Source organism: Sphingomonas sp. ASV193 (genome assembly GCF_040203355.1).
Taxonomy (GTDB): domain Bacteria; phylum Pseudomonadota; class Alphaproteobacteria; order Sphingomonadales; family Sphingomonadaceae; genus Sphingomicrobium.
In genome coordinates this window covers 246,178-261,278 of the sequence record NZ_JBEHBW010000004.1, presented here as the reverse complement: position 1 = coordinate 261,278, position 15,101 = coordinate 246,178, and the positions used below count along the sequence as shown (strand labels likewise).

At 61.0% G+C, this 15,101-nt stretch carries 15 protein-coding genes; 7 read left to right on the top strand and 8 right to left on the bottom strand.

Annotated elements, in window-relative coordinates; all coding sequences use genetic code 11:
* The first annotated feature begins 45 nt into the window (after positions 1-45).
* On the top strand, positions 46-543 hold the full coding sequence (locus ABDK56_RS09750) for a hypothetical protein (protein WP_349808068.1): 498 nt from the start codon (positions 46-48) through the stop codon (positions 541-543).
* A 19-nt stretch (positions 544-562) separates the two neighbouring features.
* Here the strand turns inward: ABDK56_RS09750 and ABDK56_RS09745 are convergent, their stop codons facing one another.
* From ABDK56_RS09745 to ABDK56_RS09725, 5 genes are all read right to left on the bottom strand, one after another.
* Positions 563-2,791 (bottom strand): hypothetical protein, encoded by a 2,229-nt coding sequence (locus tag ABDK56_RS09745; RefSeq protein WP_349808067.1) that lies wholly within the window; start codon positions 2,789-2,791, stop codon positions 563-565.
* Between the two features lie 523 nt (positions 2,792-3,314).
* Positions 3,315-4,766 (bottom strand): AlbA family DNA-binding domain-containing protein, encoded by a 1,452-nt coding sequence (locus ABDK56_RS09740; RefSeq protein WP_349808066.1) that lies wholly within the window; start codon positions 4,764-4,766, stop codon positions 3,315-3,317.
* A gap of 143 nt (positions 4,767-4,909) precedes the next feature.
* Positions 4,910-5,368, bottom strand: coding sequence for a hypothetical protein (locus ABDK56_RS09735; protein WP_349808065.1), 459 nt, complete (start codon positions 5,366-5,368; stop codon positions 4,910-4,912).
* A gap of 316 nt (positions 5,369-5,684) precedes the next feature.
* Positions 5,685-6,317 (bottom strand): RES family NAD+ phosphorylase, encoded by a 633-nt coding sequence (locus ABDK56_RS09730; RefSeq protein ID WP_349808064.1) that lies wholly within the window; start codon positions 6,315-6,317, stop codon positions 5,685-5,687.
* A gap of 74 nt (positions 6,318-6,391) precedes the next feature.
* A complete protein-coding gene (locus ABDK56_RS09725) occupies positions 6,392-6,778 on the bottom strand; it encodes an MbcA/ParS/Xre antitoxin family protein (protein WP_349808063.1) in 387 nt (128 codons plus the stop codon).
* Between the two features lie 158 nt (positions 6,779-6,936).
* Between ABDK56_RS09725 and ABDK56_RS09720 the strand changes: the two genes are divergently transcribed.
* Genes ABDK56_RS09720 through ABDK56_RS09700 form a run of 5 tightly spaced genes read left to right on the top strand, consistent with a single transcriptional unit; the run spans position 6,937 to position 11,007 of the window.
* Entirely contained in the window at positions 6,937-7,209 is a 273-nt protein-coding gene (locus ABDK56_RS09720; RefSeq protein ID WP_349808062.1) for a multiubiquitin domain-containing protein, read from the top strand.
* Entirely contained in the window at positions 7,210-7,590 is a 381-nt protein-coding gene (locus tag ABDK56_RS09715) for an E2/UBC family protein (RefSeq protein ID WP_349808061.1), read from the top strand.
* Positions 7,587-8,924: a ThiF family adenylyltransferase gene (locus tag ABDK56_RS09710; protein ID WP_349808060.1), complete on the top strand. Its 1,338-nt coding sequence runs from the start codon at positions 7,587-7,589 to the stop codon at positions 8,922-8,924. Before ABDK56_RS09715 ends, ABDK56_RS09710 begins: the two co-directional genes overlap by 4 nt.
* Positions 8,888-10,396 (top strand): hypothetical protein, encoded by a 1,509-nt coding sequence (locus ABDK56_RS09705; protein WP_349808059.1) that lies wholly within the window; start codon positions 8,888-8,890, stop codon positions 10,394-10,396. The genes ABDK56_RS09710 and ABDK56_RS09705 overlap by 37 nt, the downstream gene beginning before the upstream one ends.
* The gene (locus tag ABDK56_RS09700; protein WP_349808058.1) at positions 10,393-11,007 is read left to right on the top strand and encodes a ubiquitination-like system serine protease family protein; all 615 of its coding nucleotides are present in this window, start codon (positions 10,393-10,395) and stop codon (positions 11,005-11,007) included. The genes ABDK56_RS09705 and ABDK56_RS09700 overlap by 4 nt, the downstream gene beginning before the upstream one ends.
* Before the next feature lie 215 nt (positions 11,008-11,222).
* Here ABDK56_RS09700 and ABDK56_RS09695 read toward each other — a convergent pair whose 3' ends face one another.
* From ABDK56_RS09695 to ABDK56_RS09685, 3 genes are all read right to left on the bottom strand, one after another.
* Positions 11,223-11,801 (bottom strand): hypothetical protein, encoded by a 579-nt coding sequence (locus ABDK56_RS09695; protein ID WP_349808057.1) that lies wholly within the window; start codon positions 11,799-11,801, stop codon positions 11,223-11,225.
* A gap of 46 nt (positions 11,802-11,847) precedes the next feature.
* On the bottom strand, positions 11,848-12,258 hold the full coding sequence (locus tag ABDK56_RS09690) for a single-stranded DNA-binding protein (RefSeq protein WP_349808056.1): 411 nt from the start codon (positions 12,256-12,258) through the stop codon (positions 11,848-11,850).
* A gap of 285 nt (positions 12,259-12,543) precedes the next feature.
* Positions 12,544-13,560: a HEPN domain-containing protein gene (locus ABDK56_RS09685; RefSeq protein ID WP_349808055.1), complete on the bottom strand. Its 1,017-nt coding sequence runs from the start codon at positions 13,558-13,560 to the stop codon at positions 12,544-12,546.
* Between the two features lie 26 nt (positions 13,561-13,586).
* Here ABDK56_RS09685 and ABDK56_RS09680 point away from each other — a divergent pair, with 26 nt between their 5' ends.
* Positions 13,587-15,086, top strand: a complete 1,500-nt coding sequence (locus tag ABDK56_RS09680) for an ApeA N-terminal domain 1-containing protein (RefSeq protein WP_349808054.1) — start codon at positions 13,587-13,589, stop codon at positions 15,084-15,086.
* The last annotated feature ends 15 nt before the right edge of the window (positions 15,087-15,101 follow it).

Genomic DNA, 15,101 nt, shown 5'->3' with positions numbered 1-15,101 from the left:
TCGGAGCCGAAGGCCGCAAGCCGGCTCGAACATGGAGGACGACCGGTGGACCTGGCCTCGAAGACCGACCGGCAGATCGAGACCTGGATCAGGAACCACGAACTCTCCGGGATCACCATGGCGGCCCTCTATCTCGAGCTTCTCGAGGAACGCGCTCGCCGAGCACAAAAGAGTCAGTTGCTCGATTTCGACAAATCCCTCGATCATCTCAAGCAAGCGGCGATCGAGCGGACCTGCACCTCCTACGGCCGACTGGCGGCCGCCAGCGGCGTCGACTGGTCGAAGGCCCGCCACCAGATGAACGGCGCGAACGGCCATCTCGACCGTCTCCTCGACATCTGCCACGCCCGCGGCCTGCCGCTGCTGACGGCGATCTGCGTCAATCAGGACAAGGTCGAGACCTGCGAACTGGGCGAGGACGCTCTATCGGGGTTCGCCGCCGCCGGGCGTCGCCTCGGCCTGCCCGTGAGCGAGCCGTTGGCCTTCCACCATCAGTGCCGCGAGGATTGCTGGGCGTGGGGCGCGGCCCAGAAGCGATCCTGACGGGCTGAGCAGTCGCGACTTACGACGATAGCGGGCGGTTGTGACCGACTCGGTCCGGCTCTTCACGTCGCGGCTCGTGTTCGGTCACCCGTTTTAGCGCCGTGCGCACCACCTGCGGCGAGGAAAGGAGAATGCTTTCTGGATTGCCCAGATGAAGATAGCGGATAGCGTCGGACGCGGCGATGTGGTCCGGCACGTCGCGCTCCCAGCTCATGCGGTCCATTTTTCCGGCCCGCTGCACGCGCTGTGCTAGTCGCTCGTACCAGTCGTCGCGCAGTGGATTTAGGTCGAACAAAGTGTCGTGAAGCAAATTACTTCCGGTCGCCGCTTCATAATGACCAGCCCGCTCGAAGCCGCGGATGATGTCGGTCGCAAGCTCCATTCGCAACACGCCGCTGACGACGTTCGTCCAGGGGAGCGAGCGTCCAGCGTCGTTCACGATCTCGGCGAAGTGAACCGCCCGGTTGATGAGGCGCATGACGAACCGCGCCGCTTGCGGCGCGCGGATCGGCAGCGCGGTCGCGACAACCGCGATCGCGCCGCACGCCAGAAAGCCATTGGCGACCGTGGCGTGGGACCGATCGAACGGATGGGTATCGCATGCACTTAGGACAACGATCGGCGGCACGCGGACCTTGCCGGCGAGGTCCCAGATGTTGAAGCTTTCGCCGCCGATCATGAGGCCGCCGGCCACGTCGCCATCCTCGTGGCCCCCATGGCTGTCGACGATCAGCATCGGACCATCAAAGCCCTCGAGCGCATCGACGAACTCCTTTGGGGAGCGGGGTGATCCGAACCGGCCAAGGATCGGCTCTCGATCGGCATCCGTCGCCAGAAGGGCGCCGACCCGGAGGTGATTGGCTATCGCGTCACCCTCGCTGAACATCGACAGCACCAGATAATTCCGGAAAGACTTGGGTTTGAGGTAGTGCGGCGGCACCGAACGGATCTGCTCGAGAAACAGGTTTCCTGGCGTCGCGTCGATCCGCGACACATCATATCGGATCCCGAGCGGCAATCCATCGACCGGCAGCCATTCGATCGGCGCATCGGCAATGATCTTGATCCCTGACTTCGATCGCTTGATGAGCGCCAGATGTTCGGGCGGGATCGCTTCCGCCAGGGCTTGCTGGGCGGCCTTGAACACGCGCGCCGACTTGACCGGGGGCGGCGCTTCATGGGTTCTCAAAAAGCGGGCGAGCTGGCCGATCACCCCGCCAGTCCGATTGACCGCCGGCGGCAAGCGGATGGTCGACGCGAGGGTCCCCGCCGCTCGAAGGCCGACTGCACTGGACAGCAATTTGAGCTCCGCGCCACGCAGCCCCAACAGCGGCCCGATTATTTGAACGTTGCTGTCGCTTGCGTCGATTTCGATAGTGTAGCGACGCTGCCGGTCGAGCGTCCGCATCGCCGACTTCAACATCGGGTTGGTCATCGCCCGTTCTAACTTCTTGGGCATGCCTCGAAGCATCGACGGGGCGAGGAGGATGAGGTCGGGCCGCGGTGGGGTGATCTGATGCGCCGCCCTATCTCCGGTCTTCGGCCACAGTGCCATGACGGCCTCGGCGGATTCGGTGATGCCGCGAACATATTCTTCCGGCGACGAGACATTGAGATGCCCTTCCTCCCCTGTCAGCGCCGCTTCGCCGGCGCCGACCAGGACCAGCTCGTTCGGTTTGGTTACATTGTGCCCGTGATAAAAAATCGAACTCGGCCGGACTTCTTCGGTCTGCCAGTTCGCGAGGGCCCACTGATGGACTCCGAAATCGAGGCGACGGTCGGCCGCTTGAGCGTGACGCATGGCGGCCGTCAGGCGGTGCCGGAGCTGCTCACGCGTGAAAGTAAAAAGATCGATCGCACCCGGCGCTCGATGAAGACTGAGGTGAACGGGCCGGATTCGAAGCCTGCTGCGCCAGCGTGATACCGCCTTGGCAGACCCGGGATCGGACGTCATCACCACCATGTATGGGACGTGCGGCAGGGGCTTCCGCCGGGTGAGCAGAAGGGAAAGATTGACCGGCGACCACAACCAGGAACCCTCGCCCGAGCGGCGCCGCGCGAGCCGATCGTCCGGGTCCATGGTCGGCTCGAGAATATCCGCCGGATAAGCGGGCAGCCGGTCGAGGAACGGAATGAAATAGGGCAACCGGGGAGCGAAGCCCTGAAATGGCGTGACCTCGTTCGGCTTCCAATCCGGCAAAGCCAGGACATAGACTATCTCGGGCCGCGGCACTTTGTCAGGGCTCACTGGATATCACTTTCGTCACTTCTCCGTTCCAGTCCAGACCTATGCGCTCACTTCCGGCTAGCCTGCTCATGCCGGGTTCGTTCTCCCCAGGCAGGGGCGCGATTCCGCGACCCGCCAGTCTGGCTGCCCGCACAACACCGAGCGGTCAACGCTCGACGCCTGGCGACGATCGTGCGCCAATCCGCTCGTCGCCCCGCATGCCTTCGGGTCTGGCGATCATAGTCGCGTGATCATTCGGCTTGCCTGAGATGGTACGGTCGACCAAATCGATATAGGCAAAGCACGCGGCCCCGATGCCGGCGAAAATGGGCACCCCCTTTGCGTTGTTACCCAAATTGCGAGCGATAGGGACCTTCGATTTCCGTAGGAGTCACCATAGTCAAGCGCTAAGCGTTTCTTGCTGCAGCATATTCTCCATTATGGCATGAATCGCGACCACTTTTCGTCCCACATTTTCCCTGCGCTTTGACGGCGCTCCATGGGCCCGAATGCGACGGTTTGAGATCTTACTTTCGTAAGGCGCTCAGCCGAAGAGCAACTCATCGATCCGGCAAATACCACGGCGAAGAAAACTGACCGCGGATGTACCTTCACCAACCGCAAGGCACTCGCGGAGCAACTTTAGTAATAATGACAAATCGAAGCTCGCGGCAGATGGCATGGCTTGGACCGCTTGGCCAATGTGGCCAGCTACCGTGGCGTTCGTCACGACTGGCATTTCTCGCGCAAGGATTTTGGTGAGATAGGACTTGGGCGTCCCAACCGCTTTATGGAAAGCTGCGTCAGGCTTAATCCAGTCGACGTACTTCTTCTTTCTGGCGAGGCTTGCCGACGTCGAATTGATGAAGGCGACAAGGTCATCGTGAGACATGCTGGCCAACCGCGCAAAGTAGTGCAGCGGGAGACGCTCATTCTGGCCAACTTCAAGCGCGAAGCGAATATAGTCAGTTGGATCGCTGGGCTCATTCTGATTGAGAAATGCTTCTAGAACGTGATTTCTGGTCAACATACCTAGCTGCGTTACCGCTCGGCCGTTGGCTTCCACGGCGGTGACATCCCCGACTAGGCGCAATGTGGGCGCGCCCCCGACCTCGCTGAATTCACCAGCCTTGATGAAGCTGAGTTTCTCCAACAACGCGCTGTCAATCTGAAGCGCGCGTCCGCCGTCCGTCAGCATTCCGCCGTCAAGATCTGCCACCATCGCGCGCGCTGGCCCGAGCTGAAGCAACTTCTCTACCATCGGCAAGATTTGGGCGCGCGCGTCGGCGTCCCTGGCATCCAAGATCGCACGAAGGTCGCTGTATTTGATCCGAGACGATTGGCCAGGGTATCGATAGAAGATATCGCCTTCTTTGATCGAAGCGTCCTGCTTCACTGCAATTACGGGCCGGCTGGCGTGTGGCTGGACCTGGATTATCCCAATCATCTTTCCGCCAATCTCGGCCGTCGAAATTCGAAAGAGGGGCGTAGGGTCGAACATCGCCTTCACCCTGGTCGAAAACTCTGCCGGATCCGCGTTGGCAAATTCCGAAGAACTCAAGCCACATACAGCGTGACTCAAGTTCTCACCGTTGGGCCCTTTCGCGTCTTTGTCATGCACGCCGAAAAATACGAAGCCGCCGGCGTTGTTGGCAAGTGCCGCGATCGGGCGAAGCCATTTGTCCATATGCTTGAAACCAAAGTTTGCTTTGCACTCACACCGGTCGGATTCGCCCTCGCTCAACCTCCAAAGGCCGTCCGGCCCTTTCGCAAAGTGTTTAGCGACGGAAGTCTGTGCCAGCGGATCACTCCGTTGGATGTGTCGACCCGACGAGAGGAACGTGGGGTCAGCCAGGAAGGCATCGAGCTCGGCGTTGCTCGCAGCGGGAATTGCCTTGGAGTTGCTGTAGGAGCCGTTGCCAATGTCAGTGATCCGGCCGCTGTTGACCTTGCGATCGGGGCGATTGAAGTACAGCTGAATGTCGCTGTTCTTCATTTTTCGGCCTAACATGGCCTTGATCAAACTGATCTCTGCATCCCTAATGCTACGCTTCGGCATGGCTTCGCCCCCAGTAAAGTACGACGACAGGAAATTTTGGCGCCAGCGCCGTCCTATTTCGCCGCGACGCTCGTTGCCCGCTATCGAACGAACGCAGGCCGTCGCTCGGTGGAAGCCCAGATTGGCACCTTGTTACTTCGACCTGTACACCGCTTGTTGAAAATCCGAATCCATCCGCGCTGGACTTCTTCAAGGTGCTGAAGTGTCTGATCCACTAGATCATCAGCAATCGCTTCGGGGTGACCATGGATGAAAGAATTCCGGGCAATTTGAACGCGGTCAATGAGCGATGCCTCTTCGTCAAACCCCTCACTTCTTAGGTCATCGAGAAAGCTGACCTGCCAGGTCCGGCGATAAAGCCGATGAAGCCGACCGCCGATGCTAGGAAATCGTCGAAGCAGTTCATCACCCAGTTCACCCGGAAGATCGGCGTACGCGGCACGGTAGAATCCTTCCATGAGCACCTCAAAAAGGGTCCAAAAGAGCAGGACAACCGTGAAACGCTGAGACATTCTCATGAAGCGGGTCTCGTCTGCCACGATGGTCCGCTTGGCTTCGATCTGGATTTGCGTGAGCAGGACAAAGGTCGACCAAGGTATTGCGCCTTGTCGGGCCTGAGTGATGTGCTCTTGCCCGTCGATTACTGCCCGATCGGGCGAGACGTCCCACTCATAGCCACACGCTCCACACTTGAGACCTCGGTGTAAGCCGTTGCAGTCTGGACAGTGGACTAAACCATGCCAAGGCTCTTGCATTTGAATGCACTACCCGAAGGCGGCCGGGCAGGCAGCGTACCTGCCGCGCATTCCGAACCTACGGCCCCCGAATTTAGCCGGATATGTGCCAGCCGTCTTCTCAAGCAGCGCGGTCGATAGACTTCTCACCGAACACCTCTTCGGGCACGAGTGTCGCGCCATCGCTGAATGAATAGACCGAACGAATGTTCGCGCCGTCCCAAACGAACTTGAAGTGCTCGGCTTGAAGGCTCCGCTGCAGCACCTCTCCATTGAACACCGCCAGGCAAGTGGAGGCCCTGCGATAAGGGCTGGCGAATAATGCGCCATGGGCGCCTGATTTCAGAGCTTCCTCGCCAATACGCCAGCGAGCGCTCTGGGTTAACGAGGGGTCCATCGTCCTCAGGTCCGCGAAATCTCCGCGAACGTTAGTGCACAATACACGCATGTCGAGGTTAAGGGGCGGCTCCCCGGTTCGGGACAAGAAGAGCTCGCGACGGCGTATCGAGGCGGCGAGCGCCGTCTGAAGGGAATCTGAAAGCTCAAGTGCTCCTATGAAAGGGTCGAGGAGCCAGGTTCCTTCAGGATTGAGGTACGTGAACGGCGCGTGGTTCCAATTTTGAAGTTGCGGTGACGCCTCATCGACCCGGTTGAGCCCTGTCAGCAGCCGACGTTCTTGAACTCGCGGGTTCGTCAGCTCTTCAACCCTTTGAAGGGTCGGCCAGTCCTCTCGCGGCGAAATCCGCTCATACAAGTCGATTGGGGGAAACCGGGACGGTATTAGCCGAAACCAATTCCCTTCCACACGCAACCGTTCCGCCTGCACCGCTATCCCCCCCGCTGTGCGTCAAGATATCGGCGCACATCGATGATGTCGGCCATTTTGCCCGAGAGCATGCGATCAAGGGCGCTCTGCTCATGCCAATAATGGTTTTGCCGCCGGATCCAGTCGTCGGCGCGCTGCGGGTCCGGGAAGAGAATGTTCAGGCACTTGTATATGCTGACAAGGTGAGAAATGCGCTCGATCGTGTCCGGGGGCAGCAGCCCGCCCTCCTTCTTCCATTTGAAGAAAGTCGACCGTGCCGGCGAGCCCAGTAGCGTAATCTGCTGGTCGGTCGACAGCTGCCAAAGATCCGCCAGTCTAATGAACGCGGTGAAAGCTGCTCGGTCGCGATCGCGCGTGCTGAAACTCTCTGGGGCGGTTGCCTCGACCATATCACACCCCCTCAATGTGAAGGTCCAAATTCGAACTTGATTGTACGCTGCAGTCCATATACCACCGGTCTAGATCCGGACGAAAACGAATCATTGGTTCGAATCGCGCGCAAGTCAAGCGCCTAGGGTTGCAGCAGGGCGCGCTAGGAAGGAAAGGAATGACCATGACTGCGGATGGCAAGGGCGGCGGGAAGCCGGAAATCTACACGTATTTCGTATCCGGCAAGAAGTACGAGACCGAAGAGCCGGAGCTCACGGGACTGCAGATCAAGGCACGGGTGCCAGACTGGGAGCCGAACCACGATCTCGTCCTCGAGGGTCACGGTAACGACCCGGACGAGATCATCGCGGACGACCAGACGGTCGAACTGGCCAAGCATAAGGGTGGGCCGTTGCGGTTCTCATCGGCGCCCAAGGCTAACTTCGGCTAGATGGGCCCGCTCGAAACTCAGCTCGCGCAGCTCCGAGAACGTTTCGGGGACGTGGCAGCCGACCGGCTGCCAAGCGGACAGACGCTTGTGACCGTGCCTTCCGTGCGTATTCCGCCAGGCTGGAACAAGGAACGTAGTGCTATCCGGTTCATGGTCCCCGCCGGATATCCATTCGCGGCGCTAGATTGTTTCTGGGCAGACCCTGACCTGATGCTCGCTGGCGGCCGGATGCCACAAAATACGGCGTCCAATCCGGTACCCGAGGTCGGAACTCCGGGCCTCTGGTTCTCTTGGCATCTGTCGCAGGCCTGGAACCCCAACCGCGACACTTTATCGAGCTGGATGAACACCATCATCGAACGGCTGCGGAAGCTTCAGTGAGCGCCCTCCGCTTTGCCGCGCCCGCCTACGCGGAGCTTACGTCGGCTCTACTCGCCGATGCTCCGCTCGAGAGTTGTGGTGTCGCGTTCGCCAAGGCAGATCCGGACGCAGGCACTTGGCTTGTCCGTGACGCGCAGTCGGTTCCAGAGGAGGCATATGAGGTACGAACCGAGACGTCTGCAACGCTCAGGCCTGCTTATCTGATCGAGGTTGCCAATCGTGCGCGACCGACGGGCGACAGCGTTGTCCTCATCCACACTCACCCCTTCACTCGCGGCACTCCTTCCTTCTCGCCGATCGATGATGCCGGTGAGGTTGAACTTGCTGAATATTTCGGCCGTCGTGCATCAACCGGCTTCCATCTTGCCATGGTTGTTGGCCCTAATGGTTGCCGGGCGCGCCGTCTTGGGACACGAGGCGACATTCCGGTCTGGGAAGTGGGCGCAACACTCGCATGTCGCTCAGGTGCCGTGACTGCGATCGAGCTTTCGGAGATTCATGACCGCCAGGTGCGCGCGTTCGGCCGGGCAGGTCAGCAAATCCTCGCGGGTCTTCGGGTCGGCATTGTCGGAGCTGGTGGAACCGGCTCGGTAATCGCGCAGGAACTGGCTCATCTTGGCGTGCTCGACTTCCTAGTCATCGACCCGGACCGGGTCGAACGCACGAACCTCAATCGTTTGGTCGGCGCCCATCCAGAGGACGTGGGAAACGAAAAGGTCTCCGTCGCGCGAAGTGCGATCCTTTCAATATCGCCGGCCGCCCAAGTTACTGGCGTGGTGAGAGATGTGGTCGATGCGGACGTTGCGGCTCTGCTTCGTGGGCTCGATTTCATCTTTCTCTGCACCGATTCGCACGCAAGTCGGGCGGTTGTTGGCCAATTTGCCTATCAGTTCCTTGTCCCGACGATCGACATGGGCGTGAGTGTGACCGTCAAGGAAGGCGAGGTGACCCACATCAGCGGCCGGGTCCAAATGTTAGCGCCCGGATTGCCCTGCCTCGCCTGCACCTCAGCACTCGACGGTGAGCAGATCAGGCGCGAGATGCTGACACCGGAGCTTCGCGCGAGCGATCCCTATATCATAGGAGTTCACGAGCCCCAGCCGGCTGTCATCTCGATCAATGCCACCATGGCTTCCCTTGCAATCACGATGTTCATGGGCGCTGTCACTGGGATGCCGGCACACGCACGCTTTCAGCTCTACGACGGTATCCGGGGAACGGTGCGACCGACCACCGCCCGCATCGTGAGCAATTGCATCGTTTGCTCATCCGAGGGCGCCCTAGCCCGCGGGCCGTCATGGCCGCTGCCCGTTCGGCCGGCAGCATTCGCATGACGGATTCGCGGGTCCAGGTTTTCTGGTTCGGACATGCACCCGAGTCCAACATCCTGACCGAGATGCGCCAGCGCGATCTCGTCCTGGAATCCTGCGACGGAAGCGAAGCGGCAACGGACCTAAGCGGCGGACGCGCCGCCATCTTCCGGTGCGATCGCGCCTCGCTGGATACAGTACTGGAAGCGGCCGAACGTCTCGCCAATGATTTGGTCGATTATGGTCTTTTGGTCCGGATCATTGCCGACAGCGATGCGACGGCGCTCGTGATCCAGAATCGGCTTGCGGACAACCTAACCTCGAAAGACATTTTCGTTCGAACGCGGCCGTTACCTCATATGCTCGCGGAGGAAGCCGCGCGGCACGATCCTGGCGCTAACGCAAGGCTGGATCTCGACATCAGCGTGGCGGGCTGCGGTACGCCGGTCATGCATTCAGATCGGATTCTGCTTCAGCGGGCCTTCAATGATTGCAGCCGAATCACGCTCGTCGAATTTGGTGATGGCAAATCAGAAGCGCGCGTCTTTGCCGTTCATCTCACCGTCGACCGATCCCAAGCCGGGCTCCGCCCGCAGCCAGCGTTCGCTAAGCTCGACCGACGCGACAAAATTGAGAGGGAACACGAGAATTATAGGGAATACGCTGACCGATTTATTCCCTTCGAACTTCGTCCCAATATTCAGTGCCGGATCGACGGAGCCAAAAGGAGCCTCTTGGTAGGGAATCTGGTCGATCGCTCGGAGTCGCTTTGGGATATCGCCCAGCGCAATGTTGCGAGCCAAGCGCTTCACTCGCTTATCGACGAGACGCTCGCCGGGTGGCGCGACCAGGCCTATGCCACTGATCCGATCAAAGGTTCGGTCGCGGATGAGCTGGTGAAGCTGGGGATTTGCCGGCCAGAGGACGTCCGTGAGTTTTACGTTGATGTCGGGCGACAAAGGGGCGTCGATGCCGGGCCTCAGGAGCTTTGGAGAGTCCTTAGGCGCCTCGATCAATCCTTTCGGGTTGCGACGGCACACGGGGACCTTCATGGCGAGAACGTTCGTGTCCGCAACGGTCGCGCAATTGTCATCGACATGGCATCCGTCGTTCCGCGCGCCCCGCTGACAACGGATATCGCTGCACTCGAGACCGCGCTGGCATTCCAGATGCCGGATGACCAGGCAGATATATTCGACGACGATGAATGGTCCGAAGAAATCGATCGACTTTACCAGCCCGCCGCGTTTGTTCACCCACCTGGTCCAAGCGAGGCGACGTCGACCTATTGCTGGATCGCTACGGTTGTTCGCCAGCTGCGACGGATGGGAATTGCCGCGCAGTCCTGCTCCAACGAGTATCAGTCGGCGGTTGTCGCTCACCTCCTGCGCCGTTGCCAGTGGGATGACGGATCGCCGGGGGACCGCGGGCGTCGAGCGAAGGCGTACCAAGTGGCCGCGATGCTAACGAACGATTTGGCTGGAGCCGCCAAGTGACGACAACACATGCGCGCGAAGTCCGGATGCTCGGCGAAGCACAGCATCGCGACGAAGCCGAGGCTCGCCTCCAACGACCGGGCGACGCTTTGATCGTTCGCCGCGGCGTTCTGAGGTCGCTCGTGATGCGTTGCCCCGACGGATGTGGTGAGACGCTCGCAATAAACCTCGATCCTCGGATGGCGAAGGCGTGGCGTTTCTATGAGCGGCGCGGTCAAGCAACCTTGTTTCCATCCGTATGGCGCGACAGTGGTTGTGAGAGTCATTTTATCGTCTGGCGCGGCAAGATTCTCTGGTGCGGTTTGCCCGGCAATACCGAGCCACCCTATGATGCCGAGCTCGAGGCCAACGTCGTTTCCGCTCTGTCGAAAACGCCTCAGTCCGATTACGAACTGGCGGAGCAGATCGACGAGATCCCGTACGACGTTGACCGAGTATTGAGGAAGCTCGCAAGCAGCGGTCGGGCGCGCGCCCTTGGAAGGCGACCCGTTCGATACATATTGCCGGACCGGATACAGGAGCAGATCAGCGACGATTCCGGTCCCGGTACGTCCGTCGAACCACAGAATCGACGGTGGTGGCACCGGGTTCTGCGGCGACCGACAAAATAGCTTGCACAACATAAGTGGCAGCAGTTTGCGAGAGACGTCTTGTCTCTTGCATGCCGAATGAGTCTCTCGAGAAATCGATGTGCAGACAATGGCTTAGCAGTTGGTGAGAGCCACTGCTTTTATCTTGCCCTCCCTGCCCCCTTCCATCGATGAACCTAACTTAGCCGCACAAAAATGGGAGCGACGCCGACTGCGCCGCTCCCACAACCGTTTCGTCAGTGCCCGCTCGGCCAGGCCGCGACTGCCGTCCCGCAATCCGCGAAAGGCTGCCGCCAACAAAGCTCGACGACCTCGCCCTCACCGTCGATTAGACAAAGCGCGATCCACCACTTTTCATTGAGCCGGCTCAACACCAAGACCCGCGACAGTTCCTCGCCGTCCCGATCGAAAACGTCGGCCTCCTGACCGAGATATCGTTCCAGGACCCGGGCCTCCCAGAGAAAATCTGCGGCCTCCGCCTCGATGATCCGGTCGGCGACGATCGCTCCGAATTCGGCCTTCAATCCGTCGATGATGATGTCGCTGCGACAATCGAAATGATGATCAAAACTTGCCATGATCCGTGCTCCCGGCGTCCTGTCTTCGGGATTGAAGACTGTGCCCGGCGCGCGGGCGCCGGAGCGGGTGTCAGGGACGCCGAAGGCGCCGCGGAGCGGGGCGTGGGGGAGCCGATTTGCGAAGCAAATTGGGGGAACCGCGCATCCTTGAGAGCCGATCCGGCGGCCGCCATGCTGGGCCTCTTCGTGACGAGAAACCCCTCTCCCAATCCGGCCACCGACCTCGTCGATGGACATAAAAAATGCCCCGACGGTGACCCGCCGGGGCATGAGAGAAGTTGAGTCAGACGAGCTCGGGTTCGGCCGGTTCGGCATCGCTCTCGGCGGGCGTATCGTCGCTCGCCTTGGGGCGCGTCAGGAACTGCACATCGTCGGCGATGATCTCGTAACTGTAGCGGTCGACGCCGTCCTTGTCGGTCCATTTGCTGTTGTGGATGCGGCCCTTGACCGAGACCAGCATGCCCTTGGTGGCGTGCTGCGCGACGATCCGGCCGAGGCCATTGAAGCAGGTGACGCGGTGCCATTCGGTGTCCTTGGCGGTAAAGCCGCTGGCATCCTTGTAGGTCTTGCCGTCGCTGTCGCGCTTCACCCGGCTGGTGCCGAGGCTGAAACTGGCGATGTCGGTCTCGCCCTTGGCGGTGCGCAATTCGGGGTCGGCGCCGAGGTTGCCGACGAGCAGTACGATGTTGGTCATGATGATGTCTCCTGTCTGTCCGCCGGGGCCTTCCCGACGACAGCCTCACCGATGGCGCGGACAAGGAGACGGCCGGCACCGGCGCGAAGCGGCGGGACACCCCGAAGCGAGGCCGGCGCGGGCAGCCCGAAGGGCAACACGGGCCGAGTGCAGCGGGTTGCCGACCGGCTCGGCCGTGCCAGGTAGAGGCTTGAAGGAGCGAGGGATCGGTCCGGCGGAAGCGTGAGCGATCGTCAGTCCATCGTCATGCCGGGCGGCGATCCTCGATCGCGAAGCCCCCGACCGCTAGGCCGCCTTGGCGAGCTCGATCAAACGCTCGTTGCAGAGGTCGCGGACCAGTGACTGGAGCTGGCCGATACGCTCCGACAGCCAGGCCAGCTGGTCCCCCGAGATCCGATACTGGCGCGAATAGCGCGCCTTCACATAGGCCTCGCGGAGCAGTTCGTAAGCCCGCCGCTCGTCGCGGGTGTCGCGAGGCCAGACCGTCTTCAATCGCGGATCGAGCTCTTCGGCGAGGCGCCGCAGCTGGTTCAGATTATGGGTCTTGGGGCTGTACAACGTCCGTACCAGGAACAGGCAATGGTAGAAGCGCTCGGTCGCCTGATGAAAGTCGAAGGCGGCTTCCTTGAGGTACCCCTTCTCCAGAGCTGCGTTTGCAAGTTCAAAGCGACGACAAGCACTTTCGAACCACTCGTCGAAATATTCCTCGGTCTCCCGCAGCGCCTCGGCCGGGCTCAAAGCCTTGGGCTCGACGAATGGACAGCCCGGTTCCTCGAACAGCGCGATCCCGTCGCGGACGATATCGATGAAGAAATAGCGCCCGAGGCGAAGCTTGTCGTTCACGTCGTCGAGGCTGTGGACGATGAGGCTGACGGGCGTCCGGAGGTGCTTTCCCGACGCCAGTTCGTCGAGCAATTTCTCCTCGGTCTTCGCCCAATATTCGGGAACGTCGGTCAATTCCTCGCGGTCGACGACGAGCAGCAGGTCATAGTCGGAGAAGTAACGCCCGACCGGGTCGGCGACCCAGTCGCCGCGGGCGTAGCTCCCGAACAGAATGATCTTCAACAGTCGCCCGCCGCGCACCGCCGGCATGGTCCGGCGCTCGATCGCGAAGGCAAATCCTTTGCGGATGGTGTCGACCACGAACGCCAGTTCATGCTGTTTGGCCAAGGGCAGAAAGGCGAGCGTGTCGGACGTCATTGGCCTGAGGGTTCCCGTTTCTTGTCGTTGATGCAAGTCACTCCTCCAACCGGACCCTTCCCTCTTGGCCTTGGTCCTGACGGGCCGGGCTGCGATAAGCATCCCGACCCAACAAGGAAATTACTCGCTTGAAGAGATCGACGAACCAACCCCTTGAGCGCGGCCAGCGGATTACCGGCACCTTCGAGGTCGAGTCCGGCCGAACCGTCTTCGGCGAGCTCGCGATCGAAGGCGAGCAGACTTCGCTCTACCTACGCGACGACGACTTTTTCCTGACGCTCGACCTCGAGCAGGGCTATCTGGCCGGAACGGCGCACGATCTCAGCCGGCTGTCGCTGCACCAGTGCATTACGCAATCGGGTCCGGGGACCGGGTGGCGAGGCCCCGAAAGCTACACGTTCGCCGAACTATTTCCCCATTATATCCTCCACGGTTCGGCGCATCTTCGTCCAGACGAGCGTTGCGTGGCGGCGATTTCCTTTTCGGTCGAGGATGGCCGCGCGGCCTTTTACGATTTCGACTCCTACGGGCTCGTGCTGGAGCCGCAAAAGCTGATCGAGAAGGTGGCCAACGCCAATCGCGCGGTCATTAAAAGGAAGGTCGTGACCGGTCCCAATCCGCAAATCCGTTATTTCGCGGGCCGGACCGACCTGCTCGACGCCGACACCGCGATCGGCACGGTCCTGGTCAAGAACCGAACGGGCCTCAGCCTGCCGGGGGCGGAGGCCATTGTTCCAGGAGTCGGCTTCGAAATCGTGTTCGAGGAGCCGGTCACCTTCGAGGCTGCCCAAGACCGCGCGACAACTCTGACGCGTTTCCTCAATCTGATCATCGGCCGGCCGCAGAACCGAAAAGACCTCGTCGTAAAGACAGCCAAGGAGGCGGATCCCGCACCTCATTTCCTGCGCGCCTATGCGACGTTGCAGGACCGCTGGGACCATGGCCCGGATCGGGGTCCAGGCCCCCGCGACGTGCTTATCGAGGGGGTTTCGAACAGGCGCGAGATGCAGAAAGTCCTCCAGCGCTGGTTGGCGCTGAACCCGGTGCGGCGCGATGCCCGCCTGCGGTTCGCGCTTGGCTTCGAGCAGCGCCACCGGTTCAGTGAAGACCGGCTGATCGGCGCCGCCAACATGTTCGACCTGTTGCCGGCGGACGCGGTTCCGCGCCGGGTCCGGCTGACGAAAAACGTGCTGGCAGCGCGCGACCAAGCCAAGGCGCTGTTCAAGGCGCTCGACGATTGCCCGGAGCGCCAGGCCATTCTGGGCGCCCTCGGCCGGGTCGGCCAAAGTAGCCTCCGGCAAAAGATCGGGCATCGCGCCAAAATCGTTACGCGCCGATTGCCCTGGCTTGCGCCCGACATGGACCTCGTCATTCGGGAAGCAGTCAACTGCCGAAACCATTATGTGCATGGCAGCGCCGCGAGCTTCGATTATCGAGGAAGCGGAGCGTTCGCCTTCCTGACGCGGGCGCTCGAATTTATTTTCGGGGCTTCCGACCTGGTCGACTGCGGCTGGAACCTTCGGCGCTTCGCCGCGAACGGTGGCGATCATCCGTTCGCACTCCTGCTTCAAAGCTGGCCGAACGAAGTTGCCGCGATCAAGGCCGAGATGGCCAAGGGGCGCGCGTAGGCAAGCCGCAAGGCG